Origin of the sequence: Aquabacterium sp., assembly GCF_034003525.1 — a bacterium.
GTDB lineage: Bacteria > Pseudomonadota > Gammaproteobacteria > Burkholderiales > Burkholderiaceae_C > Aquabacterium.
Window position 1 is genome coordinate 1 of sequence record NZ_JAVEYN010000021.1, and the last position, 24,233, is coordinate 24,233.

Here is a 24,233-nt window from a genome sequence, read left to right on the forward strand (position 1 = left end):
CCCTCTTACGTCGCAAACTGGGGCGTGGAGTCAGGGAGTTGCGGCGGGGGGCATGAACACGTGTCTTTGGTGCTATTAGCAGCCCGATGCCGCCGGAAAACGGTCGGTTGCAGCGGCTCCAGGCTGGTTGCCGTCACTCGAACGCGGCGGTTGAGCGTCGGCGTTTGTCGGCGGATTCAACGGGTCGGTGCTCCCGATGACCGCTGCGAACTCTGGACCGGTTGCTCGTCCGTTGCGGCAGGCTCTGCAACTGTCGAACGACCGCTGCTACGCTGAGCAGAGAGCAGATCTCGACCCATTGCAGCCCTTCGCCAAGCTTGTACCCGGTCACCGCAAGTCCCACCGGACGGCATCTACCTGTTCGACGACATGCTGGTCATCGGTGCGCACTACCGCACTACGTTGCGGCGGCGTACAAGATGACAGCGTCTTTTCAGATTTGCCCATCGTCGGCACCTTCATCGCGCGCCCGCCTGCGAGTACCAAGCCCGTCTGCAGCCTTCGACGGCGGGCAGCCCTCAGTAACCTGCCTGTTTTAACGAGATGGCTTTGAAGAAGCTACATGTGCTTCCGACATCTCACGTCGCGCCAGCGCCTCGCGCATCAGTTCAACTTGAATCAGAGCGGCGACCTCCGAGTCCCTGGCCTCCCCTGAGAGCATCTGGGTGATTGACCTGTATGGGAGGAACTTTTCGGCGAAGGTGCTAACGACCCGTCCGTCGACAACGTCCTCCTCCACCGCTGCTCCGAGCCACTCGTCTGGCAGCGGATTTACGGCGTTCGGATTGCGGATGAGCACCGTGCCTTGCCGCCAACTCTCCAGGGCGAATTTGAGGTCGCCCACTTCGTAGGCAAAAGGAAGTGGCCACGCAGCATTCGGGTCGTGTCGGTAGCAAACGCCTGAGCGAACCATACGTACCGCAGCGCTGCGATACTTGCCCTGATGTCCGATACGGCCAAACTTGGGGACCGTACCTGTGTTGCAGAAGAGTACTGCCGAGATATTTTGTGCATCTGGTTGGTGGAAGAAGCCGGAGGGAATCCGCTTCGCCCCTGCTACGTGGCTTTTCACGCCCTCCTCGGTGATGATTAATTTACCTTCGTCGTCGTGATACCAACGTTGCTCAAAGCCATTTAGGTAACGGCTCAGCGGAGCCGATGAGTGAAGGAGTGAACCTGGCGCGGAGAAATCCTGAATGGCCAAGACAAATGGCCGACCTTGAACGTGAGGCTCAAGCCAGTACTGCTGCCTCAGCTTGCTGAAGAGAGGACTGCCAAGGCGGATTGGCAAGCTGTCACGGATGTATGCGAGCAGTTCCTCCGTGGTCTGGGCCTTTGGCAATGAGAAGTAGGGTTGTATGCCGCCGACCGCCGGCACACTCGCCGTCACTGCTTCGACGGCGACAGTTTGCCCATGCTTGCCAAGCAAGAAGTCCGGTCTTGCATGGCTGCGGTCTATCGTGTGCCCCTGCTCCTTGAACATGGCGAAGAGGAACAGCTCAAAGGTTCTTGAATCGAAGCCGGTCGTCTGGAACTGTTCAACGAAGTTGCCGTCTGGGTCATCGAATGCTTCTTGCAGCTCTCGAAGAACCCCACGGGCTGGCTCGTACCGCTCCAGGTCTCGAAGGTGGACGAACTGAGGGTGTAGTTGGGAAGCGGGCTTCCCCGTCTCAGCGAACAAGTCCAGTGCCATGCCACATCCTCACTCTAGTCCGAGACAGCTGCAGAAGGGGTTCGGCCATCAAGGGTGAAAGACGAAGGGAAAGAAGGGCTGCCGGTGTGCGACCCACAGGGCTCCAGTCGGTCTACACGGCAGGCCACACCAGGTTGGAGCGCGGCCTTTGTAGAATCGCTCCAAACGCCAGGACTGAGCGGCAGTCGTTGCGCAGCTACCATCCAGCTTTGTGGATCTGCATTCATCCGATTGTGCGCGCCATCCCTGGCAGCAATGCCGGGATTGCAGATCCGAACTCGGAATGGGAGCAATGAGAAGTGGGAATAATAAGACGATTGGTGCTTAAGAACTTCAAGCGCTTCAAGACCCTGGAGCTGGAGTTCGACCCTGAGCTGAACATCCTGGTGGGCGGCAACGAGGCTGGCAAGAGTTCGGTGCTGCAGGCGATGGACATCGTGCTCAGCGCCAGTCGCAGCAAGGTCGAGAGCATCGGGATCGAGGCCCTATTCAACGCCGACTGCATTGCGGAGTTTCTGGCCGGCGGCCGCAAGGTAGCAGACCTGCCCGAGCTATTGATTGAAGTCTATTTCGATGACTTGCCGAGGCGCCATGACTTGGACGGCCGTAACAACAGCAAAGGCGTCGACCACCTGGGCATCAAAATGGTGTGCCGGCCGGCCGACGAATACACGCGCGAGATCCAGGCGATCCTGGCCGAGAAGCACGACAACTTCCCGTTCGAGTATTACGGCATTCACTTCCAGACGTTTACCGACGAGGCGGTCTTTCCCCACAAGAAGCCGCTGCGGCACCTGCTGATCGACAGCTCGCAGATCAACAATGAGTACGCCACGCGCGAGTACACGCGCGCGATGTACGCCGCGCATGCGACCGTCGCGCAGCGTAACCAGCACGGCTTTGAGTACCGCAAGGCCAAGGCGAAATTTAGGGATGAAGCCTTCAAGGCGATGAACGACGCGCTGAAGGACTACAAGTTTGATGTCCGTACGAGCCCCAAGGCCAGTGTAGAGACTGACATCATCCTTACCGAGGACGACATCCCGGTCGACAGCAAAGGCAAGGGCCGCCAGTGCTTCATCAAGACCGAGTTCGCGTTGCGCAATCAGGAGTATGCGCTGGACGTTCTGCTGCTGGAGGAACCAGAGAACCACCTCAGCCACGTCCACATGCGCAAGCTGATCGAGCGCATCCGGGCCTCGGTGAAAAAGCAGCTCTTCGTCGCTACCCACAGCAGCTTCATCGCCACGCGCCTGAACCTAAAGAAGGTGCTGATCCTGAGCGAGGAGAACCCGTCGCTGCCGGCGAGCCTCAACAATCTAAGCCAAGGCACGGCAGAGTTCTTCATGAAGGCGCCGGACAACAACGTACTGGAACTGGCACTGTGCAAGAAGGCGATCCTGGTGGAAGGCGATGCCGAATTCATCCTGATGGAGGCGCTCTACAAGCTCAGTGCGCCGGGACACAACCACGACGCTGATGGCGTCCATGTGATCTCGGTCGACGGCACCAGCTTCAAGCGCTACCTGGAGCTGGCGAAGCTGCTGGGTATCAAGGTGGCGGCCATCCGTGACAACGACGGCGACTACGCCGCCAACTGCGTGGCGAACTACGCCGACCATATCTCCGCTTCCATCCAGGTCTTCGCCGACGCGGACAGCGCCCGGCACACCTTCGAGGTCTGCATGTACCGTGACAACCAGGCGGTGTGCGACGAGCTGTTCGCGCCGGGGCGCAAGAAGTTGAGCGTCGAGGACTACATGCTAAAGAACAAAACCGATGCCGCATTCCAGCTGCTGGAGAAGAAGGGGGCTCTGCTAGCTGTTCCGGGCTACATCCGGCAGGCGGTGGCATGGATAAGCGCGTAGTTTTCGCGGTCGCCGGCTCGGGTAAGACCACCAGCCTGATCGCCTCGCTGGACGAGGCGCGGCGCTTCCTGCTGGTCACCTACACCGATGCCAATTACGACAACCTGCGGGCCAAGGTCATCGAGCGCTTCGGCTACATGCCGCCCAACATCGCGATCTACACCTACTTCAGCTTCCTGCATAGCTTTTGCTACCGGCCGTTCCTGCGATCCAGGAAGGACACGCGGGGCATCACGTTCAGCGCGCCCGAGCGGTTTCCGAACTACCCCCTGACCGATGACCGGCGCTACATGACGGCTGGCCGCTGGCTGCATGCCAACCGGCTCGCCAAGTTCATCGAGCAGTGCGGCCTGCACGGCGCCGTGGTGGCGCGGATAGAGAAGTACTTCGATGTGTTCCTCGTGGACGAAGTCCAGGATTTCGGAGGGCACGACTTCAACTTCCTGATGGCCATCAGCGAGGCGCGCTTGGACATGACCTTTGTCGGCGACTTCCACCAGCACACGTTCGACACGAGTCGAGACGGCAACGTCAACGCAAGCCTTCACGCCGACTACGGCGCCTACAAGAAGAAGTTCGAGCGGGCTCGGCTGACAGTCGACACCGATAGCCTCAAGCGGAGCCGCCGTTGCAGCAAAAGCGTCTGTGACTTCATCACGCAGATGATCGGCGTCGAGATCGAGTCGTATGGCGAGCGGGCCAGCGAGGTGCGGTTCGAGGACGATCCAGCCACAGTGGCTGCCCTCTTCGAAGATCCGGCGACGGTCAAGCTGTTCTACAAGGAACACTATAAGTACGGTTGCTTCTCGCAGAACTGGGGCGCATCGAAGGGCATGGACAGCTACGGCGATGTGTGCGTGGTCCTGAATTCCGGGAACGTGAAGGCGTTGCAAGCCGGCAGCTTCCGCACAATCAACCCAGAGACACGCAACAAGCTGTACGTTGCCTGTTCCCGGGCGAGAGGCAAGCTCACCCTCGTCCCCGAGTCATTGCTGAAGGTCTACAGGCGCTCGTGAGGCCACTACCGTCGGCTACGTGCCGTGAGCGCAAGTTCACATACCCAGACAGCAGACGTCCAGACCGGCCTCGGGTCATACCCAGCCTCGACGCCATACACTCGCGTCGGTCAGCTCGCGCCAGTGCAGCAGATACACCTGCTTGGAATGCACGGCCTCCAGTTCGATCTGTTCGACACGCATCGAAGGTGGCTCGGGCTCGATGACCCTCGTGACAACGAAGTGTTTCTCGCGATTGCGCGGCTTCACCGCCGTCCACTTGGTCAGCAAAAGCTTCTTCGGGCTCAGCGGGTTCTTTCGCGCGTGGGGGCCGGGCGAGGTCGTTACACCCTCGGGTTCAGGATTTGCATTCATAGGTAGTGATGATGCGGCACGCGTCAAACCATCGGCGGCTGCTCGCCAGAAAGCCGACTTTCACTCATTGCATCTTTGCTTGGGCCAATGACCGCTCAATGCCTGTCACCGGAAATGTCGCAGCCGAACGTGGAGGGCAGCAATCGCTGCGAAACAGTCCTTGGCGACGAAGATCTTGGTCAGCCAATTGGGAATTCTGGTGCGTTAAGACTTTGGCCAGAGCGTCTTTCGGCGGGTTGTTTTTTGCCGTCTACAGTTTTTATTTTTCCAGGCAAGCGCCATGCGTCCAGCTGATCGGTCTGCCTTGCAGACGGCCTTCTCCGCAAGCTTATGAATGTTGCGTTGCGCTTTACACCTCGCGATTGGAGTGACATCGCGAGTGGCAAAGCATGAAGCTCTCGGATTGAGTAAACGGCTTGCCCGCTATGGCCGCTTTCGAGAGGGGGCGGAGTCGGATCGTGTTCCCTTGCGGAGACGGAGGCGTCGATCTGCTGTGGGGACTGTGATGCTGCCGTGCAGCATCGTTTGCCGGACGGTCTCATGACTGACACCCAGTTCTGCAGCAACTGATCTCAGGCTCCTTCCTGCAGCTATGAGCTTGCCGATCTTGGTCACGCTCAGGTAGTCCTCAGTGTCAACGCGCCAACTTGCTCGCCACCATGCGCGTTGTCGAAGTAGATCCATCACGAGTTCGCTGGGTGGAACGGGGAAGCCTTGTGCGCATGGATGATCCGTATCGAAGGCACGGCCAGTCAGCACGAACGGCTCCGGTCCTGGGCCTTGGTAGCCCTCAGCCCACCATGCTCGAAAGAATGTGCTCCAGTTCAGCCAGCGGAGAGCTTGCTCTTGCCGAACGCGCATGACCACGTAGTCATCCCTGCTGCACGACCCCAAAGAGAGATATGGCTCCGAAGCGATTCGGACCAGTTGACGCCAAGTGTCTTCGATATGGTCTTTGAGTTCGGGGTCTGTTGCGGGAGCCGCGCTGCGCAATGCGCTAAACAACAAAGCTGCAGGCCGCACCAACGCCTCAGGGATGAAAAGGTCTTGAGGCAGTTGAGACTGCTCGTCAGCAGTGATTGAGCTCAGTACGCGCGCGCTCACTTGGGCAAGAGCTGCTTTTAAGTCCTGCCCCTGCTTTGACAGAGACTCAAGCTCCTCAGGGTACCGCCTCGCTATATGGAACTCTCGCGCTGGCTGCCTCTTGCCGCCTTGCCTCTGGTGCTGGCTGCAAAAGTTCTTTCCACGGTAACCAATGTGCCGGTAGCAGAGCATGCATCGACGTGAGCTGCCGTCGTTGGCCAGTACACGTAGCCAAACGGCCAAGACGTGAAGCGTGTTGCCGAGGTTGCTCAATCTGGCCCAAGCTGCAGTGGCCTTCCTGCGCTGGTACTTGGGCGTGTCTTTATCAATAGGCAGTACTTGCGCCAGACTGTCTCCAGCACGATCCATGGCTGATGCGGCAGAAAGTAGCTCTGCGGCCGGCTGTGTCGCGGTCGTTTCAATGATCGCAGGACACCGCTGGATCTCAGCTGCTGACATTGAGCTCTGAATCTCGTCCTTCGCCCTCAGCGCGTCAGGTGAGAGAAGCGACCGCAGCTTGGTGACCGGAAGGGTGAGAGCGGCGACCTCGGCATTCAGAGCTTCCTGCTCCTTTGTGTCGCCCTCTTCCTGCGCGAATTGCATATGCACGCCCACGTTGCTTAGGTCGATCTCAGCATCAAGCACCTGAAAGACTAACGCTTGCTGTCTCTGAGGTAGTTGCCGGACGTGCCCCGTCCAGCGAAAGCTCTCCCAAGCTGCGCTAATGAAGGGCAATTGGTCAAAGTCGTATATCTCGTGGATCGTCTCCTCACGAGTCTCAAACTCCATCACATATCGCACTGAGGCACGCTGTAAGACAGCGATTGTCAGTGGGACAGCCTGAACGACCTCCGCAGACGCAGCATTGATGGCCTTGAAGATAGCCTCCCTCAGCGCCCGCGCAGGAGTGCGGCGCCGGATCCCGGCTCGTACAAGTTCTACGAGCCGGCCTTGAACAGCAACTGCACTGCTCTCAGGCATTGATGCAGCCATGTCTGATGCGTTTGTACCTCTTTCAGAAGCAGGCTTTAGCCACCCAACGCATTCAAGCGTGGTCGTCGCAATCAGGCTCGCATGGTCCAAAGCTGGTCTCCTAGGGGTGTCAATTTAATGTCACTTAAGTTGCTGCACAGTACACTAGGCTAAGTGACGATTGCCACATGATCACCGCATCTTGTAAGACATCGCTCCTCCATAAAGCCGCGGGTACCTCGCCCCGTAGTGACTCGCGCGCCAAAGCACCTGATATTGGCCGGGGAGCGTCAACTTGAGCGGGCCGCGCGTGAATCCGAGGTCCAACCTGCAGCGGCAGATTCGTGCAGTCCGCGACGGACGCGGCCAAGGCCGGGGGACCGAATACACGGCGTTCATTCAGATCCGTCGCAATGACTTCGCGTCGCAGGGCCGATCTCACTACTGGCCATCATTGATCATGGAACGAAACCATGACCTCCTGAGCGACCTGGAGCGGGCGGCTTTGCTGCGGGTTCAGCTGCTGTCGCCGCTAGACGTCCGTGAGCAGTACCCGCTCCGTTTAGAAGGCGTCGAGGAGGAGTTCGAAAGCGAACACCCGGATGCGCGAGGCACCATGGAAATCGCTGAAGCGCTCGGGATCAGGCACCCCAGGGTGTCGGCCTCGGACGCACTCATCATGACCACTGACCTATTGGTTGACGCCTCAGCCGAGAAACGCTTTGCCGTATACGTGAAATACACCAAAGACCTCGTCAACTCCAGAAAGAAGGAACTTCGTGCGATTGAAGCTGCCTATTGGTACGACCGCGGTACACGCATGGGAGTTTTCACAGAGCGTGATGCGAACAAAGTAGAAATCGGCAACCTTCTCATGTTCGCCTCAACCAATTTGGTTGGGCAGGATCTGGTGCCTAGCGCTTTCCTTCACCGAGTCGTTGCCAAGGCTAACCATCGGCCCATGAAGGAAGCGCTGAGCGAGATTGCTGCCGAGGACGGTCTTGCTTACGGAACAGTCGTCGACAAAGTCAAGTGGGCCTGTGGAACGGGGAACCTCTGCATGGATCTGACACGCAAGCGCTTGTTATGGGGCGACGTGTGGCCGACGCTACATGTTACAGGGGCAGGCCTCGCAGTCGATGCCGACCACACCGAAACGGAAATCGATCTCGAAGTGTATGGGTGAACATCGTTTTCAAGCCGGCGACTTCATTTCGCTGAGGACTGCAGGACTCTCAGGGTTCTTTCGCATCGTACAGACCGATAGGGTCTTGGCACTTGCATACCTCTTTCCCATCGACTTCACGCACAACGTAAAACCCGAGGATGGAACTGCAAAGAAGCGACTCTCTCTTTCAGCCAAATCGCCACGTCAGTGCGATCTCGATTGGCTGTTGGGTCTGTCCGAACAAGAGTGCTGCAAGACTCAGCTGACCTTGCCATCCTGGGTAGATCGCCCTCTAGAGTCTCTTGCTGCCACAGCGAACAAGACTTATCAGGAAATCAAAAACCGCACAGAGCAACTGGCAGATCCAGAGAACCTGAGGAGACTCTTAGCTGCCCGATCGTACAGCTCTGAACTCGCAAAGCTCGGGCAGCAGTTCAGCGTACACCGGACAACCATTGCGCGAGATCTCGCTCGCTACTTCATTTGTGACTGTGACGTTCACAAGGCCAGCATGTTCGCTGCCTTGGCTCTCCGACCGTCAAACCCACTAGGCCGCAAGGTCGGTCGGAAGCTTGGACGCAAGAATAAATTGTTGACCACCGGACACCTGCCTAGCGCGGAAGGTGTCAACGTCAACGAAGAAGTGAAGTTGCGCGTAGAGGTCTACCTGACGAGCCTAAGCGAGCGCGCGAAGCTCACGAAGGCTGCGATGTACAGAGGCTGGAAAGACAATTTTGCCTCTGTACCGGCAGGCTCACTTGCAGACGGGACAATTGTTTGGAAGACGGCCCCCGAGTTGAACATTACGAACGGGCAGTTCAACTACTGGTTGAACAAGTTAGAGACGGTTCGAGCTCAAACCGAAGCAAAGGTGGGCAGAAAGAGCTTCACCAAGGACCTGCGCGTACTCATTGGAACAGCGCGTGACCAGATTGAGTATCCAGGTCAGTGCTACGTAATCGACTCAACTGTCGCTGACGTATACCTCGTATGCGTCGTGGACCGACGCCTACTGATTGGCAGGCCCACGATTTACGTTGTGATCGACGCGTTCTCCTCCCTTATCGTGGCCATTCAAATTGGCCTTGAGAACCCCTGCCTGGATCAGGCACAAAAAGCGCTCTATCGAGCCATCTCAGCCAAGGACGTGCTCTTTGAGCGCTTAGGGTTGAGCAAGGAACTGCTGTCTGCACTTCCTCAGGGATGCAAACCCACAACTATCTTTGCGGACCGTGGCGAACTCTTGAGCGATGGATCTCGCAAGATGAGCGCTCGAGCACGCATCGCTTTATCACTGGCAGCACCCTATCGCGCTGATTGGAAGAGCTTGGTCGAGCGCTACTTTGGCATCCAAAATGAGCAAGTCTTGCACTGGATCCCTGGCGGGGTGCGCGAGCGCATGCGCGAGCGTGGCAATCGCGATGTTCGCCTGGACGCGACTCTGACCATCAATGGACTGTACAGACTCCTCTTCGCTTTGGCGGCCGAGTGGAATCTGACCAAAGACATGTCGAAGCATGTTTCGACCGCCATGCTTCGCAAGGAGGTTCCAGCGAACCCGCTTGGCTTCTGGCGATATGGCCTGGATGAATTGCATGCGTCACCAAGGTATCCGACTCGAGAAGAGGCGATGCGATGGATGCTGAGCCCAGTCCAAGCCAAGGTTGGCCGGACCGGGATCGAAGTGCTGGAGGGACTCCGTTTCACTGCCCCCTGGATGTCCGAAGACGATGCGTACTTCGATCAAATCCAGGACGGAAAGGGATTGCTATACCTGGATCCAGATCAGCCACTGGAGGCGCTATTCCACTTGAAAGCATCCGATGAATTGCGCCCGGTCCAACTTGTGGACACCAGGCATTACTCGGAGTCTGACATCTCACTCGAGGACATTCGCATGACCGAGGACTACATCCATCTCTGTCAAGACGAGGCCAAGCTTGCTCAAGATCCGACGGTTGCGACGCTGCGCAGAATGCGCTCAGAGGAAGTGGGCAAAGAGTCCAAGCTTACGGCAGATGCCAAGAAGCTTGATTCTCGTCCGAAGTCTGAACGCGTTTCCAACATCAAGCAGAACCGCCGTGACGCAATTGCACGCGGAGACCAGAACGAACCCGCCCAAGCCGAGATCCCAGCCACGCAAGGAAGGACGCCCACTGAAGCAGCCACAAGGGCAGCACGGGAGCCGATCGAGGACGACGCCTGGACTCGCGCCATGAATTTGGCCCTTGGCCCAGAAAAGCAATAGCACTGAAGTGAGTTGGAAATGAAGACAGTTGCAGAGTACAAGGTCGATGGAGTGCCCGAGAGATTTCGAGGTAATCCACTGATTGAGGCGCTTCCGGCCCTTGTGAGCAATGAGAATCGAATCCAATCGATGATTCGCCCTCCGCGAATTGATCTCGCACGGTCACGTCAGCAGCCCGCCTACATGAGAGTTCACGATGTCGATGTCCTCGATGAGCTCTTCCTCCCGCCGCCGGCCTTGCTGTCGTTCGCCAGCGCCGTTGATCGATTAGTGAGGCAGAGCTATGCGAGGCGCAATCCATTCACACGGGATGACGCAGAGCGATTGCACAACGTCGAAGGAGCCTTTCTGAAGACCAGCTCAAACAGCACCGCCATGGACGGCATGCTGTTTCTGAGCGGCCTAAGCGGAATGGGCAAGAGTCGCTTGTGTCGGGCGGTCCTTCAATCAATTCCACAGGCTATCCAGCACAGGGAGTATCAGGGGCGCGCGTTCAACTGCACTCAGGTCTCGTGGATCAGCGTTGACGCGCCAATCGGCGAATCCGTGAAAGGACTGCTGCTGAGAATGCTGGAAGAGATGGACAAAGCTACTGGTATGGTTGGAACGCCGAGCGCACTCACGCCGCAACATCTGAAGTCTTCGGTGGATAAGCTGATCTTTGCATTCGGCCAGGCGGCTCTGACACACCGGCTAGGACTTCTACACATCGACGACTTGCAGCGCGTTGCAGAGTCGTCCAAGGGGAAGCAGCTTGCGCTACAACTGATCATTCAGTTGGCCAATGTGGTGCGTTGCCCTGTCATTTTTAGCGGTACGCCGCGCGCCATCGCGATGCTTGAAGAGAGCTTCGAGGCGGCCCGTCGGGTCTGCAGCGGCGGGGCGTTCTTGCTTGATCTCCCGAAGTCAGCTGACGATAGGTTTTTCGTTCGGCTTACACAGACCGTGCTCAAGTACCAGTGGCTGGACGTACCCCTCGTCGTGGACGATAAGACGCTGAAGAAGCTCTTTGACCTGAGCTGCGGAATCACATCGGTTCTCCTCTTCTTGTGCAAGCAAGCGCAGATTCAAGCCTTGGATCGCGGGAGTGCCGCACTCGAAATTAGCGATATCGTGGATGCCTACGATTTATGCCTACGCCCTCTTCACAAGGCTTTGAGGGGACTTCGTCGTTCCAAGTCCAGGGCTGCGATCGACGAATATGAGGAGGCCGTCAAGAAGTGGAATGACGGGCATCAGGGCGAAACGAGCGACTAGTTTACCTAGCGCGGCTGCCAGGCGACCTCTGACGCGCCTAGCTTGAACCTCGTCGAAATTGGTCGTGCTGGCTGAGCGTGCTTCGCATGCTTAGTCGGATGCGCCAAAGTCCAAGCGAAGTTGCGGATCAAACATCCCGACAGTAGGCGGCAACACCTTGTTGACCTGCTCTGGGGCGTTTGCCTCCAGCCATCTCACGGCCCACAGACACCTGGAGATGATCTCCGATCGCTTGGCTGTGGGGGTCGCGGCTATAGCTCCCTCGATAGTCAATATCGCCGCCCTGAGCTTCACCGAAGCGCCAGATTCACGACGATGTCTTGCCAACTCCGGGTCACGGCGCATCCATGCCTCAATGTGGCGAAGTGGCATCCGTGCTCGAATCGATGCCGCCGAAAGACTAATAGGATCTGAGAGTGCGTCGTAGAGAAATGACGGCGCGCGAGCAAGCCTCGGCGCAAAGCGCGAATCAAAAAAGTCAAGCTCCGGGAGCCTGCGAATTGCCTGCTCATAATGAAGGTTCAATTCATCTTCGTGCGTTCCACCGACGATGGCTAGAAGCAGGGCCCACCGAACGGGATGTGCGTATCTCTGATCTCGTAGTGTCTGCATGAGCCAAGAAGGTGACGCCAGGAAATCAAGGTGTTTGACTCCTGCATCGCCATATCTGCTGCGTAGTCTCGCGACTAGCGATTCTTGATCTACGACGCTCAGTTTCACCTCGCTGCTTGCCGCGCCGCAAGAGTAAAGTCGCGACCTCACCATCGCGCCGAGCGCGTCGATGTCGACGACTGTTCGGCTTGTGAGCCATGCCAGACAGTCGGCCAAGCGATCGAATTGTTCCAAGTTCCTTCTTAGCATCAGGTTTGGATTTGGGCGTAGGTCAGCTGAGCGAACATCGAGCCAACGGACGTTGCGAACTCCCCGTCGCTGCTGTGCCCAAAGTGGCTGCTTGTGCTGAGTGCAAACCCAAACACCAGGGCCTTGGTGTGAGGATCGCCAGAATGCAAAGCCGTACTGATCGTTCTGTTCTTCGATGCACTTAGGGCAGGCTCGAAGCTCGTGTTCAACGGTGACTGCGTTCCAAGTCAGCCCGAGTTTTGCCCTGATGGATTGCTCCCCCTGCTTGCTGAGCAATCGATACAGCACTGAATGGCGCTGTGTTGATAGCATGAAGGGAAGATAAGAACCCAAGATAGTTCTCGTTCGAAGAGTTGATTCGTTTGCCGGAACACTCCCACCTGTAGCCTCTGACAAGTGCCCGAGGGCCAAACTGCTCTCCTGACGGGCGCCTCCAATTCGGTGTCCCAGCAGCAGCATGGAGGTAACCTCAGAAGATCGATGACCCGACATTCGGTGGAATCGAGCGCACACGCTGTACAAGGTCTCGTCGTCCTTCAAATCGGGAAAGAAGGGGAGCCTCTGCACAGCGCTATCGTTCATTGATCGCCTCTCACAACTATGCTTTCCTTCTGTCCTGAACCTATCGAAGACGAGCTTCTTTACGGACTCGTGGGCCGCTGGTTCATCCAAAGCGGCTTCAAGTCATGGCGCAAGTTCCTCATTGCCGCATTCGGAACTCGACCAACCTTGTCCTCAAGAGAGGTGATCGTCAGTCTTGCACTTCGCTCGGCTCATGCTGAAGTCGCATCGACTTCTTTGGCTGCTGAACAGCTGACCGTTCTTCCTTTTCACCGGCCACTGATGAAGCGGTCGACTTACGCTACGTTCCGCACAGCAGCGAGCCTAAAAAGCCTGGCATCTGTTCGTGTTTCGCCGATCACATCAGGAGCAACAGCCGCGAAGGATGCTTACATCCAGTTCTGTCCCTTCTGCGCCAGCGAACAGCGAGAGAAGCTTGGCTTCGCAACTTGGCTCCGCTCCCACAACATTCCCGGCGTAGACATGTGCCTGACTCACCGGTCTCGGTTGCACAACCGCACGATTCCCGTTCAGTGCGCATCGTTCTTCCCAGTTCCGACCACTGGTCCTAAACGCTACGAGTACGAGTTTCCGGATGACGACCTCCTGTACTCACGTCGTGCATTTCAGGTTTGCACGAGCAATCATGAGCCGATCCCGATCGGAGTCAGGCACCGGGTCTGGAGGTGCGCAATTCAGGCCAAGTACGGGCAGCGCAGGCTCGACAAGCGTCATAGCCAGTTGCTTGAAGAAGACTTGATGAAGCATCCGAAACTCCTGCAACGAATCTGGCGATGCACGTCTGACCCCTCGCCGATTCATCGGCTCGTGGAAGCATTCACTAAAGGGCTCGACAGAACGGAGAGCATGAGAGAGGCTATCGTCTTGGCTGAGGTCCTGTTCGAAGATGGGGTCAATGGCTTCTTGCGCGATGCGGTGATGTCGATCGGTCTCAACGAAACCGAGGATGAAGACAGTCTGTTTCCTGCCATGTCCTCGGATTTTTCTTGCCAAGTTAAGCGCCAGCGGCCACGCTTGATCCAGCAAGATACGATCAGCGGTCATTTACGGTTCCAAGAATCCCTTGACGAGTTCACATGACTGCAGAGTAGATCGTCGGCGCCCCCGGCGCAACAGTCACGATTCGGGGCTTTAGCACTTGGTTTGGCGCTGCTGGAATGCCACGTAGCACTTGCACTATCAGCCCCTTTGATCTTTCTTGATGCGACAAGCACTTAGTGCGAGATGGGTGCATTTCACGCACTGAGGCATGTAGTAGTTCGAAGCTGTTGTGCATAGCCTACATAAGCAACACTGACTGAGTGTGCGCCGAAAGTCGATGTTTTCGGGCTGAAGGTAATACGCTGCGCTGGTGCCCTTGATCATTGACCGAGACAGCCGCGACAAAGGGAGTCTTGTTCTCAGTGCCGCAACCGACCTTCCCACCTGTGCGCTCGCCACCGAGGTAGGCGTCATCGAGTTACGCAGTGCCGCTGAGATGATGGGTGGCGTCTTGCTTGGCCATGGCGCGGTTGATCTTTTGATGCAGCTGCCAGGCAGTGGAATAGCTCACGCCAAGCTGGCGCTTGAGCGCCAGCGCCGACAGGCCGGTCTTGGCCAGAATGATGAGGTAGATGGCCAGGAACTAGGTCGTCAGGGGCTGCTTGGTGTGCGCCATGAGAGGAGGCAGCCACGCTTAGCATCGTCCTCATGTCCGTCATTCTCTAGGTTGACGGACCTCGCTTCCATTCAAGTGGTACGGCTATGAGGGGGCACGTCAGCAGTACCCACACAGCGGTCGGACTTTGTGCATCCTCGACTCCTTGAACACCACACATGATGTGTCCACAGAATCGGGTCGACTCCAGCGCCAACCCCAGACTGCACACGCGAAAGCGGATCCATCGGAGCTGGCCAGCTACCCAATGCAAGCGTTTGGGACCGCCGCAGACAACCTTGGTAGCAAGCATTGGCTCACAGACCAAACGAGTTCACCAAGTAGGTATCGGTGGGAAGGCGGCGCTGACAGTTAATCGTTCTTGACGTTCTTGGCATCAGCTATAGCCTGGGCGCGTGCAATGACCTCTGCGCGCGCCTCATCAAAGGTCAAGGTGCCTGCCTCACATCGGGACAGCAACTCACGAGCCCTGTCGCTGACTTTTATGCCATCGACAGCCAAGATTCCCACCGCACGCTCCACAAGAGAGCGTCTGACAGGAGCAGGCGGCAGCTGATGCTGTTTCGTTCTACGCGATGTCATGTCTTGCCCCATTGGAAAAGACGTCCGGCGCCTGAGTTTCAAACCACCCCACCAAAACGCAGGCTGATGAGGATGTCGCGCACTTGCTCAGCACCGCGTTGGGACCGTGCGGTTGCTGCTGGAGATCGACCGTTGAGCATAGGGTGCGGCGCACGCCACCATTTCTCCGCCTCCTTCGGCGATTCGAAGACGTCGCGCATTAACGCCATGAGTGCGGTGCGAGTGACCATTCCTCGAGGGTAGCACGGGAGTATTTACCCAGGAAAGCGTCTCCAACGCCTGCACGTTATGCGCAGATCGGCGCTCTACCGATTGCTGGCAGGCAAGCCCAAAAGTTCGTCCGACTGCTCCACGCGGGATCACGCCATGAGCCTGTAGGCAGGTAAAACCGGTGCGCAACCTGGTTTTATGGACTTTTATGGAAAATTATTTCCAAGCGCGACAGGCACTTAGGTGATGAGCCGTCTTCGTGCCGGGGCCCCATTCGTTCCCGACTCCACGATCCCGTGACTTTGGTGATCGACTTCGATACTTCCTGAGCAACATTCAAATGAACGGGCTGCAAGGAGCGAATTTCGCAACACAGTTCATATAAGTCTTGCGATACTGTCTCCATGTCAATCGAACACACCTCCGCCCCCGCGCCACTGCCTGCACTGCTGCAGGAGGCGCCGCTGCGCGCTCTTGTGGCGGCTGGCGTGGCCAAAACGATCACGGCGGTTGGTCACAAGGGGCACTTCATCGTCGAGATCAGCTTGGGTGATGGTCAGGCTGTTCTGGCTAACGCGCGTGACCAGGTCCGTGTCTTCGCTGCGCTTTCGACGGTCGCGTCCTTTCTCTCGCGAATAGGGTGCCACCGCTTTGCGGTGGACACCACCGGCTTTGAGCCAGGTCTCGTCAGGGCCCCACAGCCTGAACGGTCCGCGGCAATGAAGGCTGGACAGCTACCCAAGGCTTCGCGCAAGGCCGCGAAGTCTGCGAACTGAACAAGGTATTGAACTCAATGGCACGAAAACTCACGGGACAAGACGCGTTCGACGAGGTGATTGAACTCGTTGGTGTGCTCACACAGCCCTCGACTGACGAACAAGAGGCGGAGGCCATCAAGCGGCTGGAGTTGCTCGCGCAGGAGGTCGCCGAAATGGGCGCACCCGCGCGTGCACAACAGCTCATCGCTGAGATTGCCGCCTTCCGAGGGCTGCAGTCTTCGTGGAAGACAAATGGGAAGCAGAACTTTGCTGTGTACGCCAAAGCGCTGTTGCCGCAACTCGGCGAAGCACTGGCCCTGGCGAAGACAAACACGGCCGACGTCATCTGGCGCACTGCCGAAATCCTGCGCGGCGCCTTCCGCGAGCCCGAATACCGCACCGTCATCCTGCCTTTCACGGTGCTGCGTCGCCTGGACTGCCTCCTTCGGCCCACGAAGGCCGCTGTCGTTGCCAAGCACAAGGAGATCTCGGCGAAGGGCTACGACCTGCGCATGTTCCTGGCGCCGATCACCGGCTTCCCCTTCTGGAACCATTCGAACTTCACGATCAAGGGGCTGCTGGAAGCCCCGGACGATCTGCGTGACAACCTTGAAGACATGGTGAACGGCTTCTCGCCGAACGTGCGCCGCATCTTCGAGAAATTCGGCTTCATGGCCACGGTCGACAAGTTGCGCGACAAGGGGCGACTCTTCCACGTTGTCCAGGCTTTCAGCCGTGTGCCGATGGACCTGTACTCCGTGTCCAGCCACGACATGGGCAAGTCCTTCGAGGAGCTGCTGCGGCGCTTCAATGACACAAGCCCTGCGGGTGAGCAGTACACCCCGCGTGACGCCATTCACCTGATGGTTGACATCCTGTTCGACGGTGACGACGAGATGCTGTCCGTGCCTGGTGCGATCCGCACCATGTATGACCAGACGGCTGGCACCGGTGGCATGCTGTCCGAGGCCGAAGAGAAGGTGAAGACGCTGAACCCGAACGCCAAGCTGAGGTTGTTCGGTCAGGAGCTCGAAGACGAGACCTACGCCATCTGCATGGCCGACATGCTGATCCGCGGTCAGGATCCGGCAGACATCGCAAATGGTGACACGCTCGCTGACGATCAGCACCCCGACCAGCGCTTTGACTATCAACTGTCGAACCCACCCTACGGGGTCGAATGGAAGCCGGCCGAGGAGGCTGTGAAGAGGGAACATGCCAAGGGCGCTGCGGGTCGCTTCGGCGCGGGCCTGCCGCGCATCTCCGACGGGCAGATGCTCTTCATGCTCAATGCCGTGTCCAAAATGCGCCCGTTCATCAACGGTGAAGGCGGCGGTCGCGTGGGCCTGGTGCACAACGGCTCGCCACTGTTCACGGGTGACGCTGGCAGCGGTGAGTCGGAAATCCGGCGCTTTCTGCTGGCGCACGACTACGTCGAGGCGATTGTGGCGCTGCCCACGGACATGTTCTACAACACGAACATCGCCACGTACCTGTGGTTCCTTTCGAACCGTAAGTCGAAGGATCGCCAAGACAAGATCATGCTCATCGATGCGTCCGCCATGGGCGTGTTGATGAAGAAGAACCTGGGCAAGAAGCGCTTCGAGCTGAGCGAGGACTGTCAGCGACGCATCGTCGAGGCTTTCCACGCCTTCAAGGACCTCGAGTGGAAGGATGATGTGCCGATTGGTGGTCGCACCCGGGCGCTGAAGGCCAAGGCTCTTGCGACCTCGCACTTTTTCTACCGCAAGGTCACCATCGAGCGGCCGCTGCGCTTGCGGTACGAGTTGACCGAAGAGCGCAAGAACGCTTGGATCACCAGCCTCACCGGCAAAAAGGCATCCACCCCGGTAGATGTCGAGCACCTGATTTGCCTGACTGGTTGGTTGATCGAGCGCCTTGGCGAGAAGACCTACATGAGCACCGAGGCCGTCCTGACGGACTTGAAGGCCATTGATGCAACTTTCGTCGCTGAGGAAAAGGCCGCCGGCCGACCAATCAAGCCGACAGCTTTCAAAGGCAAAATCCTCGACGCACTGCGCAAGGGATTTGGCGTGCGCGACAAGAAGGCCGAGTTCGTCAACGACGACAAGGGCAATCCAATGTCCGACTCCGACCTGCGAGACGCCGAATACATCCCGTTCTCGTTCATTGCCAAACACGGCAACGACGTGACCGCTGGCGTGCAGGCTTACTTCGACGCCGAGGTGAAACCACATTGGCCCGATGCCTGGGTCAACACCAGCGTCGTCGACGAGTCCGATGGGCAGATCGGCGTCGTGGGCTGCGAGATCAACTTCAACCGTGAGTTCTACGTCTACGAGGCACCTCGTAGCCGTGAGGCCATCAAGCACGACATCGAGGCCATGGAGAAGAAGTTCATGGAGATGCTGAAGGGGGTGGCGGCGTGAGCGAAATCAATCTCTTTCGGATTCAGTCTGGCAAGGCGACCGAGTTGCCTGGCAAAGCGTCAGATCTCGAAAAACCTTTGCAGATCCTGATCGAGAACAACCTGGAAACATTGCTTGGTGTTCGCTTTCTGGCTTCGGAGCATTCCACGGGCAAGACGCACGGCGGACGTATTGATACGCTTGGCATTGACGAAGACAATTGCCCTGTGATCCTCGAATACAAGCGATCCAAGGGTGAGAACGTCATCAACCAGGGCCTGTTCTATCTGGACTGGCTAATGGATCACAAGGCAGAGTTCGAACTGCTTGTCCTGAAGCGCTATGGTTCAAAAGTGGCGGACGCGATTGACTGGGCTGGTCCTCGGCTGATCTGTATCGCGTCTGACTTCACCAAGTACGACGGTCACGCCGTGCAGCAGATGAATCACAGCATCGAGCTGATTCGCTACAAGCAGTTTGGGACCGAGCTTTTGCTTCTTGAGCAGGTGAACACGGTTGTATCCCAGGCGTTGAGTTCCAAGTCTTCAGGGGCATCGAAAGCTGCGTCAGGGGTAAAGCAGGCTTTCACTGTGCCAGCGTCGACGGCTGCTACCAAGCAATCGTCTGGTGACAAGACCGTGGCGCAGTGGTTCACCACGATGTCGCCAGAGTTGCTCGCGCTGTTCGAGTCCTTGGATGGCTACGTCTCATCGCTCGGCGACGATGTCAGTCGCAAAGACCTGAAGCTGTACGTTGCGTTCAAGCGCTTGCGCAACTTTGCTTGCGTCGGATTCAAGAAGGATGCCATGTTCTTGTGGCTCAAGCTCAATCCCGAGACTGTGGCGCTGGAGCAAGGCTTCTCTCGAGACGTCCGTCAGATCGGGCACTGGGGCACTGGCGACGTTGAGGTGCTGATCAAAAGCCATGCAGATCTGGACAAGGCCAAAGGCTTGATTCAGAAAGCGTACGAAGGATGAACATGCGAACTAGCGATGCTCGGGATCGACTCCAGACAGGGATTCCTTGGCAGGAAAGCATTCCAGCGCACTGGAAGCCAATGCGCCTCAAGGACGCTGTAGAGGGATGCAGCAACGGCATCTGGGGCGATGAGCCGAAAGGCGACGCGAACGACACACCGGTCATCCGTGTCGCGGACTTTGACAGGCTGAAGCGGAAAACCCTGCCCCACCAAACGGTCAGATCAGTTCCATTCGATCAGCGTTCGCCGAGGGAGTTGCACCCCGGCGACTTGCTCATCGAAAAGTCTGGCGGCGGCGAACTTCAGCCGGTCGGCATGGTCGTAGAGTTCGAAGGTGAAACCGGATCGGTTTGCTCCAACTTCGTTGCACGAATGAGGCCCCGCGAATTCGCGCACGGGCGATTCCTGACGTTTCTGCATGCCCATCTCTACGATCGATCCCTGACAAAACTCAGCATCAAGCAGTCGACCGGCATCCAGAACCTCGACAGCGGTGCTTACCTCGCGGAGCGATGCTTTCTTCCACCAACTGTCGAGCAAATCGCCATCGCCTCCTACCTCGACGCCGAAACGGTGCGGATTGATGGGTTGATCGAAGCGAAGAGGAAGCTGCTCGACTCGTTGGTCGAGCTGAAGTCCGCGCGCATCACCGAGATTCTGACCGGTGCAGCCGACAACCTCGTTCCTACTGGCGATGTCTGGATCCCTCGAATCCCGAGAGACTGGACATTGAAGCGCTTGAAGCACCTCGGCCAGGTGCGATCGGGCCTTGCCAAAGGCAAGAAGCACGACGCCAGTACAGAGACCCTGGAGCTGCCCTACATGCGGGTTGCCAACGTTCAGGATGGGCACATCGACCTATCAAATGTGGCGACTTTGGAAGTGGCTGCTGATGACGTTGAGCGGTACAGCTTGGCTGTGGGCGATGTGCTGATGAACGAGGGCGGCGACTATGACAAGCTGGGTCGAGGTGCCGTGTGGGAGGGAAAGATTTCCCCATGCCTGCATCAGAACCATGTCTTCGCTGTTCGCCTTGACGATGTGACCTGGGCGCCTTGGATCTCGGCGCTGACGCGCACCGCCTACGCCAAGTTCTACTTCATGAACAACTCTAAGCAGAGCACCAACCTTGCGTCGATCAGCCAGACCAATGTGAAGGAGTGGCCCGTTGTCCTGCCGCCAGAAGATGTCCGTGATCAACTGCTTGAGCAACTGACTGCCGAGCTGAAGCGAGCAGACGATCTCATCGTTCACGTTGAATTGGAACTTGAAGCACTTGCCGAACTCCGCGCCGCCACCATCACCGATGCCGTTCTCGGCCGCATCGATGTCCGCGATTACATGAAGAAATGACCAGGGCCAGGGAGGCTCAACGCATGACTACTGCGATTCACCAGGAAGTCGTCTTCGAAGACGAGATCTGCAAGCACCTGTCCACCCACGGCTGGACCTTTGATGGGCCTCTGCCGTACAAGAAGGGCCACGCCTATGACGCCTGCTACGACCGTCGGCTGGCCCTTGTCCCTGAAGACGCGATCGCCTGGGTGAAGAAGACCCAGCCCGAGGCCTGGGCTAAGTTCACCGCCCACCACAGCAACGAGGCCGACGCGCAGAAGGAATTCGCTCGCCTGCTGTCTGCGGAACTGAACCGCGAGCACAAGCAGATCAAGAAGGACGACCCGCAGCTGTGGGGCAGCCTGCGTCTTCTGCGCCGTGGCTTCAAGCACATCAACGCCTCGTTCAAGATGGCGCAGTTCGCGCCGGCAAACAGCCTGAACCCCAAGTTGTGGGATGACTTCAACGCGAACATCCTGCGCGTGGTTCGCCAGGTGCATTACTCGATGCACAACGAAAAGTGCATCGACCTGGTGTTGTTCATCAACGGCATTCCGGTGGCTACGGTCGAGATCAAAACCGAGACCACCCAGTCGATTGAAGAGGCGGTCAAGCAGTACCGACATGACCGCTTGCCTCGCGACGAAGCGAGCAACACAGACGAGCCTTTGCTGACCTTTGGCCGCCGTGCGCTGGTGCACCTTGCGCTGTCCAGCGACGAGGTGCGGATGACCACCAAGCTGGACGGTGCGAAGACGCGCTTCTTGCCGTTCAACCGCGGCATCCCCGATGGTCATGGTGGTGCCAGTGCCGGCAACCCGGCCGACGTGGTCCGCGGCCACGCCACGGCCTACTTCTGGCACGAGGTGCTGTCGCGCGAGACCTTCTTGGACATCGTTGGTAAGTTCATTTCGGTCGAGCTCAAGGAGTCGGTCAACCTCAAGACCGGCAAGAAGACGCTCACGCCGACATTGCTGTTCCCGCGCTACCACCAGCTCGATGCCGTGGAAACGCTGCTGGACGCCACGCTAAAAGAAGGTGTTGGCAAGGCCTACCTGGTGCAGCACTCGGCTGGCTCGGGCAAATCTAACACGATTGGCTGGTCCGCGCACCGGCTGTCCACGCTCTTCGACACCAAGAACCAGAAGGTGTTCTCCAGCGTCATCGTGATCACCGACCGGCGCGTGCTGGACCAGCAGCTGCAAGACACCATCAAGCAGTTCGAGAGCACGCCTGGCGTCGTGATGAAGATCGACGAGGACTCAGCTCAGCTGGCCAAAGCGTTGGACGGCGAAGCCAAGATCATCGTGACCACCCTGCAGAAGTTCCCCTTCGTGCTAGGCAAGATGGGCTCGATGAAGGATCGCACCTTCGCCATCATCATCGACGAGGCCCACTCATCTCAATCTGGCAAGAGCGCCATCAAGCTGCGTGAAGCCCTGAGCTCCGAAGGCCTGAAGAAGGAGGCAGCAGAGATTCCGAAGGACGATGGCGAAGAAGGCGACGGCGAGGTCAGCAGCGAGGAGTTGATCGCCAAGGTGATCTCGGCGCGCAAGCGGCCGCCCAATATCTCGTACTACGCCTTCACCGCCACGCCCAAGGCCAAGACACTGGAGCTTTTCGGGCGAAAGGCCAAGGATGGCCTGCCTAAGCCTTTCCACGTCTACTCAATGCGCCAGGCGATCGAGGAAGGGTTCATTCTCGACGTTCTCAAGGGCTATGTGACCTACGACATGGCATTCAAGCTGGAGCAGGCCGGCGAAGACATCGAGGTCAAGTCCGGCAAGGCGCGCACGAAGATTTTCAAGTACGTGTCGATCCATCCCACGGCGATTGGACAGAAGATCGCCATCATCGTGGAGCACTACCGCAAGCATGTCATGCACTTGCTCAACGGCCAGGCCAAGGCCATGGTCGTTACCGACAGCCGCAAGGCGGCGGTGCGGTACAAGAAGGAGTTCGACAAGTACATGACCACCATGGGTTACCACGACTTCAAAGCGCTGGTGGCCTATTCCGGAAAGATCACGGACCAGGAATACGGAATCGAGGATGCGGACGAGGGCGATGTCAACGGCGGCACACCCAAGATCAAGGATGACCTGATCAAGGAGGCCTTCCGCACCGAGGAGTACCGGGTTTTGCTTGTGGCCAACAAGTTCCAGGTGGGATTCGACGAGCCGCTGCTGTGCGCCATGTACGTGGACAAGCGCCTGGACGACGTGATGGCTGTGCAAACGCTTTCGCGCCTGAACCGAATCTTGTCTGGCAAGACCAAGACGTTTGTTCTGGACTTCCGCAACAAGGCAGAAGACATCCTTGCGGCCTTTGAGCCGTACTACCGCACGGCCGCTTTGTCAGCGACCACTGACCCGAACCTGCCACACCAGCTGCGTGAGAAGCTGGACAACGCCAGCGTCTATCTGTGGTCAGAGGTGGAAGCCTTCGCCAAGCTGTACTTCAGCGCACGCAATGACCAAGCGTTCCAGGCACACCTGAAGCAGGCCTTTGATCGCTACCAGGAGCTGGGTCGCGAGGAGCAGGAGTTGTTCCGAAGGGATGCGGCGACCTACGTCACCAGCTACGACTTCCTCTCTCAGCTGATTGACTATGGCGACCAGGAGCTCGAGAAGCTGCATGCCTTCTTGCAGATGCTGCTGCCTCGCCTGCGTGGTCAGGATGCCGACCCGGCGCTCATTGACGGTTCGGTGCGCTTGGCGGGCTACAAGCTGGTCAACAAGCGTGAGCACGGCCTCGACCTTGAGAAGGGTGAGGTCAAAGCAATTGATCCTCTCTCCGCTGGTGGCGGACAGGCATGGGATGATCCCAACGAGAAACTCTCTGAGATCATCAAGAAGATACATTGCCTTTTCACCGGCAAATACAGTGATGCCGAGGTCGCCGGCTGGTTTACCGCTGTGGCGGGCAACGTCGCCGCAGATGAACGCATCCAGATGCAGGCCAAGGCAAACCCGACGGCTGGGCAGTTCGCCAACGGCGACTACAAGCTGGTGCTGGGCGAGGCCATCGCCAAGGCCCTGGCCAGCCACCACGCCATGTCGGAGCAGACGCTGCAGAACCCGAAGGTGTTCGAGGATGTGGCGGAGGCGTTGCTGGCTGAGGTGTATGAGAAAGCACGCAGTGCACCAGCACTGAGTTTTTGAGCGACTCAACTGGTTATGCGCAAGCGGCAGAAAACGAACCGTGGATAAAGGGAGAG

At 57.9% G+C, this 24,233-nt stretch carries 17 protein-coding genes and 1 pseudogene; 11 read left to right on the plus strand and 7 right to left on the minus strand.

The window, feature by feature from the left end; all coding sequences use genetic code 11:
* Positions 1-535: 535 nt before the first annotated feature.
* Positions 536-1,693 (minus strand): hypothetical protein, encoded by a 1,158-nt coding sequence (locus RBT42_RS12315; RefSeq protein ID WP_320365530.1) that lies wholly within the window; start codon positions 1,691-1,693, stop codon positions 536-538.
* Positions 1,694-2,013: 320 nt separating this feature from the next.
* Between RBT42_RS12315 and RBT42_RS12320 the strand changes: the two genes are divergently transcribed.
* Entirely contained in the window at positions 2,014-3,561 is a 1,548-nt protein-coding gene (locus RBT42_RS12320) for an ATP-dependent nuclease (RefSeq protein WP_320365532.1), read from the plus strand.
* Positions 3,546-4,577, plus strand: a complete 1,032-nt coding sequence (locus RBT42_RS12325; protein ID WP_320365534.1) for an AAA family ATPase — start codon at positions 3,546-3,548, stop codon at positions 4,575-4,577. The genes RBT42_RS12320 and RBT42_RS12325 overlap by 16 nt, the downstream gene beginning before the upstream one ends.
* A gap of 75 nt (positions 4,578-4,652) precedes the next feature.
* On the opposite strand, the gene RBT42_RS12330 is transcribed toward RBT42_RS12325, so the two are convergent.
* Positions 4,653-4,931 (minus strand): TIGR02450 family Trp-rich protein, encoded by a 279-nt coding sequence (locus RBT42_RS12330; RefSeq protein ID WP_320365536.1) that lies wholly within the window; start codon positions 4,929-4,931, stop codon positions 4,653-4,655.
* A gap of 423 nt (positions 4,932-5,354) precedes the next feature.
* Positions 5,355-6,995, minus strand: a complete 1,641-nt coding sequence (locus tag RBT42_RS12335; protein WP_320365538.1) for a hypothetical protein — start codon at positions 6,993-6,995, stop codon at positions 5,355-5,357.
* 451 nt (positions 6,996-7,446) lie between these two features.
* Between RBT42_RS12335 and RBT42_RS12340 the strand changes: the two genes are divergently transcribed.
* From RBT42_RS12340 to RBT42_RS12350, 3 genes are read left to right on the plus strand one after another with little or no spacing between them, the layout of a single operon-like run.
* On the plus strand, positions 7,447-8,172 hold the full coding sequence (locus tag RBT42_RS12340) for a TnsA endonuclease N-terminal domain-containing protein (protein ID WP_320365540.1): 726 nt from the start codon (positions 7,447-7,449) through the stop codon (positions 8,170-8,172).
* Positions 8,165-10,402, plus strand: coding sequence for a hypothetical protein (locus RBT42_RS12345; RefSeq protein ID WP_320365542.1), 2,238 nt, complete (start codon positions 8,165-8,167; stop codon positions 10,400-10,402). Before RBT42_RS12340 ends, RBT42_RS12345 begins: the two co-directional genes overlap by 8 nt.
* Before the next feature lie 18 nt (positions 10,403-10,420).
* Positions 10,421-11,659: an ATP-binding protein gene (locus tag RBT42_RS12350; RefSeq protein ID WP_320365544.1), complete on the plus strand. Its 1,239-nt coding sequence runs from the start codon at positions 10,421-10,423 to the stop codon at positions 11,657-11,659.
* Positions 11,660-11,749: 90 nt separating this feature from the next.
* Here RBT42_RS12350 and RBT42_RS16515 read toward each other — a convergent pair whose 3' ends face one another.
* On the minus strand, positions 11,750-13,102 hold the full coding sequence (locus RBT42_RS16515; protein ID WP_413785894.1) for a TniQ family protein: 1,353 nt from the start codon (positions 13,100-13,102) through the stop codon (positions 11,750-11,752).
* A gap of 18 nt (positions 13,103-13,120) precedes the next feature.
* Here RBT42_RS16515 and RBT42_RS12355 point away from each other — a divergent pair, with 18 nt between their 5' ends.
* The gene (locus RBT42_RS12355; protein WP_320365546.1) at positions 13,121-14,182 is read left to right on the plus strand and encodes a TniQ family protein; all 1,062 of its coding nucleotides are present in this window, start codon (positions 13,121-13,123) and stop codon (positions 14,180-14,182) included.
* Positions 14,183-14,453: 271 nt separating this feature from the next.
* Here RBT42_RS12355 and RBT42_RS12360 read toward each other — a convergent pair.
* The 3 genes and pseudogenes from RBT42_RS12360 to RBT42_RS16525 form a co-directional block, all read right to left on the minus strand.
* A pseudogene (locus RBT42_RS12360) lies at positions 14,454-14,762 on the minus strand (IS1595 family transposase); the annotation flags it as partial.
* Between the two features lie 348 nt (positions 14,763-15,110).
* A complete protein-coding gene (locus tag RBT42_RS16520; protein WP_413785895.1) occupies positions 15,111-15,353 on the minus strand; it encodes an antitoxin VbhA family protein in 243 nt (80 codons plus the stop codon).
* A 26-nt stretch (positions 15,354-15,379) separates the two neighbouring features.
* Entirely contained in the window at positions 15,380-15,571 is a 192-nt protein-coding gene (locus tag RBT42_RS16525) for an MbcA/ParS/Xre antitoxin family protein (protein WP_413785896.1), read from the minus strand.
* 384 nt (positions 15,572-15,955) lie between these two features.
* On the opposite strand from RBT42_RS16525, the gene RBT42_RS12365 reads away from it, so the two are divergent.
* From RBT42_RS12365 to RBT42_RS12385, 5 genes are read left to right on the plus strand one after another with little or no spacing between them, the layout of a single operon-like run.
* Positions 15,956-16,327, plus strand: coding sequence for a hypothetical protein (locus RBT42_RS12365; RefSeq protein ID WP_320365548.1), 372 nt, complete (start codon positions 15,956-15,958; stop codon positions 16,325-16,327).
* A gap of 17 nt (positions 16,328-16,344) precedes the next feature.
* Positions 16,345-18,720: a class I SAM-dependent DNA methyltransferase gene (locus tag RBT42_RS12370; protein WP_320365549.1), complete on the plus strand. Its 2,376-nt coding sequence runs from the start codon at positions 16,345-16,347 to the stop codon at positions 18,718-18,720.
* A complete protein-coding gene (locus RBT42_RS12375; protein ID WP_320365551.1) occupies positions 18,717-19,676 on the plus strand; it encodes a DUF5655 domain-containing protein in 960 nt (319 codons plus the stop codon). The genes RBT42_RS12370 and RBT42_RS12375 overlap by 4 nt, the downstream gene beginning before the upstream one ends.
* 2 nt (positions 19,677-19,678) lie before the next feature.
* On the plus strand, positions 19,679-21,031 hold the full coding sequence (locus RBT42_RS12380) for a hypothetical protein (protein ID WP_320365553.1): 1,353 nt from the start codon (positions 19,679-19,681) through the stop codon (positions 21,029-21,031).
* A gap of 23 nt (positions 21,032-21,054) precedes the next feature.
* Complete coding sequence (locus tag RBT42_RS12385) at positions 21,055-24,177, plus strand: type I restriction endonuclease subunit R (RefSeq protein ID WP_320365555.1); 3,123 nt, start codon at positions 21,055-21,057, stop codon at positions 24,175-24,177.
* Positions 24,178-24,233: the final 56 nt, after the last annotated feature.

Coding starts and splice junctions, on each gene's coding strand:
- RBT42_RS16520 (WP_413785895.1), bottom strand. CDS start 15,353: ATGGGGCAAGACATGACATCGCGTAGAACGAAACAGCATCAGCTGCCG.
- RBT42_RS12365 (WP_320365548.1), top strand. CDS start 15,956: ATGTCAATCGAACACACCTCCGCCCCCGCGCCACTGCCTGCACTGCTG.
- RBT42_RS12325 (WP_320365534.1), top strand. CDS start 3,546: ATGGATAAGCGCGTAGTTTTCGCGGTCGCCGGCTCGGGTAAGACCACC.
- RBT42_RS12355 (WP_320365546.1), top strand. CDS start 13,121: ATGCTTTCCTTCTGTCCTGAACCTATCGAAGACGAGCTTCTTTACGGA.
- RBT42_RS16515 (WP_413785894.1), bottom strand. CDS start 13,102: ATGAACGATAGCGCTGTGCAGAGGCTCCCCTTCTTTCCCGATTTGAAG.
- RBT42_RS12315 (WP_320365530.1), bottom strand. CDS start 1,693: ATGGCACTGGACTTGTTCGCTGAGACGGGGAAGCCCGCTTCCCAACTA.
- RBT42_RS12345 (WP_320365542.1), top strand. CDS start 8,165: ATGGGTGAACATCGTTTTCAAGCCGGCGACTTCATTTCGCTGAGGACT.
- RBT42_RS12370 (WP_320365549.1), top strand. CDS start 16,345: ATGGCACGAAAACTCACGGGACAAGACGCGTTCGACGAGGTGATTGAA.
- RBT42_RS12330 (WP_320365536.1), bottom strand. CDS start 4,931: ATGAATGCAAATCCTGAACCCGAGGGTGTAACGACCTCGCCCGGCCCC.
- RBT42_RS12340 (WP_320365540.1), top strand. CDS start 7,447: ATGGAACGAAACCATGACCTCCTGAGCGACCTGGAGCGGGCGGCTTTG.
- RBT42_RS12380 (WP_320365553.1), top strand. CDS start 19,679: ATGCGAACTAGCGATGCTCGGGATCGACTCCAGACAGGGATTCCTTGG.
- RBT42_RS12385 (WP_320365555.1), top strand. CDS start 21,055: ATGACTACTGCGATTCACCAGGAAGTCGTCTTCGAAGACGAGATCTGC.
- RBT42_RS12350 (WP_320365544.1), top strand. CDS start 10,421: ATGAAGACAGTTGCAGAGTACAAGGTCGATGGAGTGCCCGAGAGATTT.
- RBT42_RS16525 (WP_413785896.1), bottom strand. CDS start 15,571: ATGGTCACTCGCACCGCACTCATGGCGTTAATGCGCGACGTCTTCGAA.
- RBT42_RS12335 (WP_320365538.1), bottom strand. CDS start 6,995: ATGCCTGAGAGCAGTGCAGTTGCTGTTCAAGGCCGGCTCGTAGAACTT.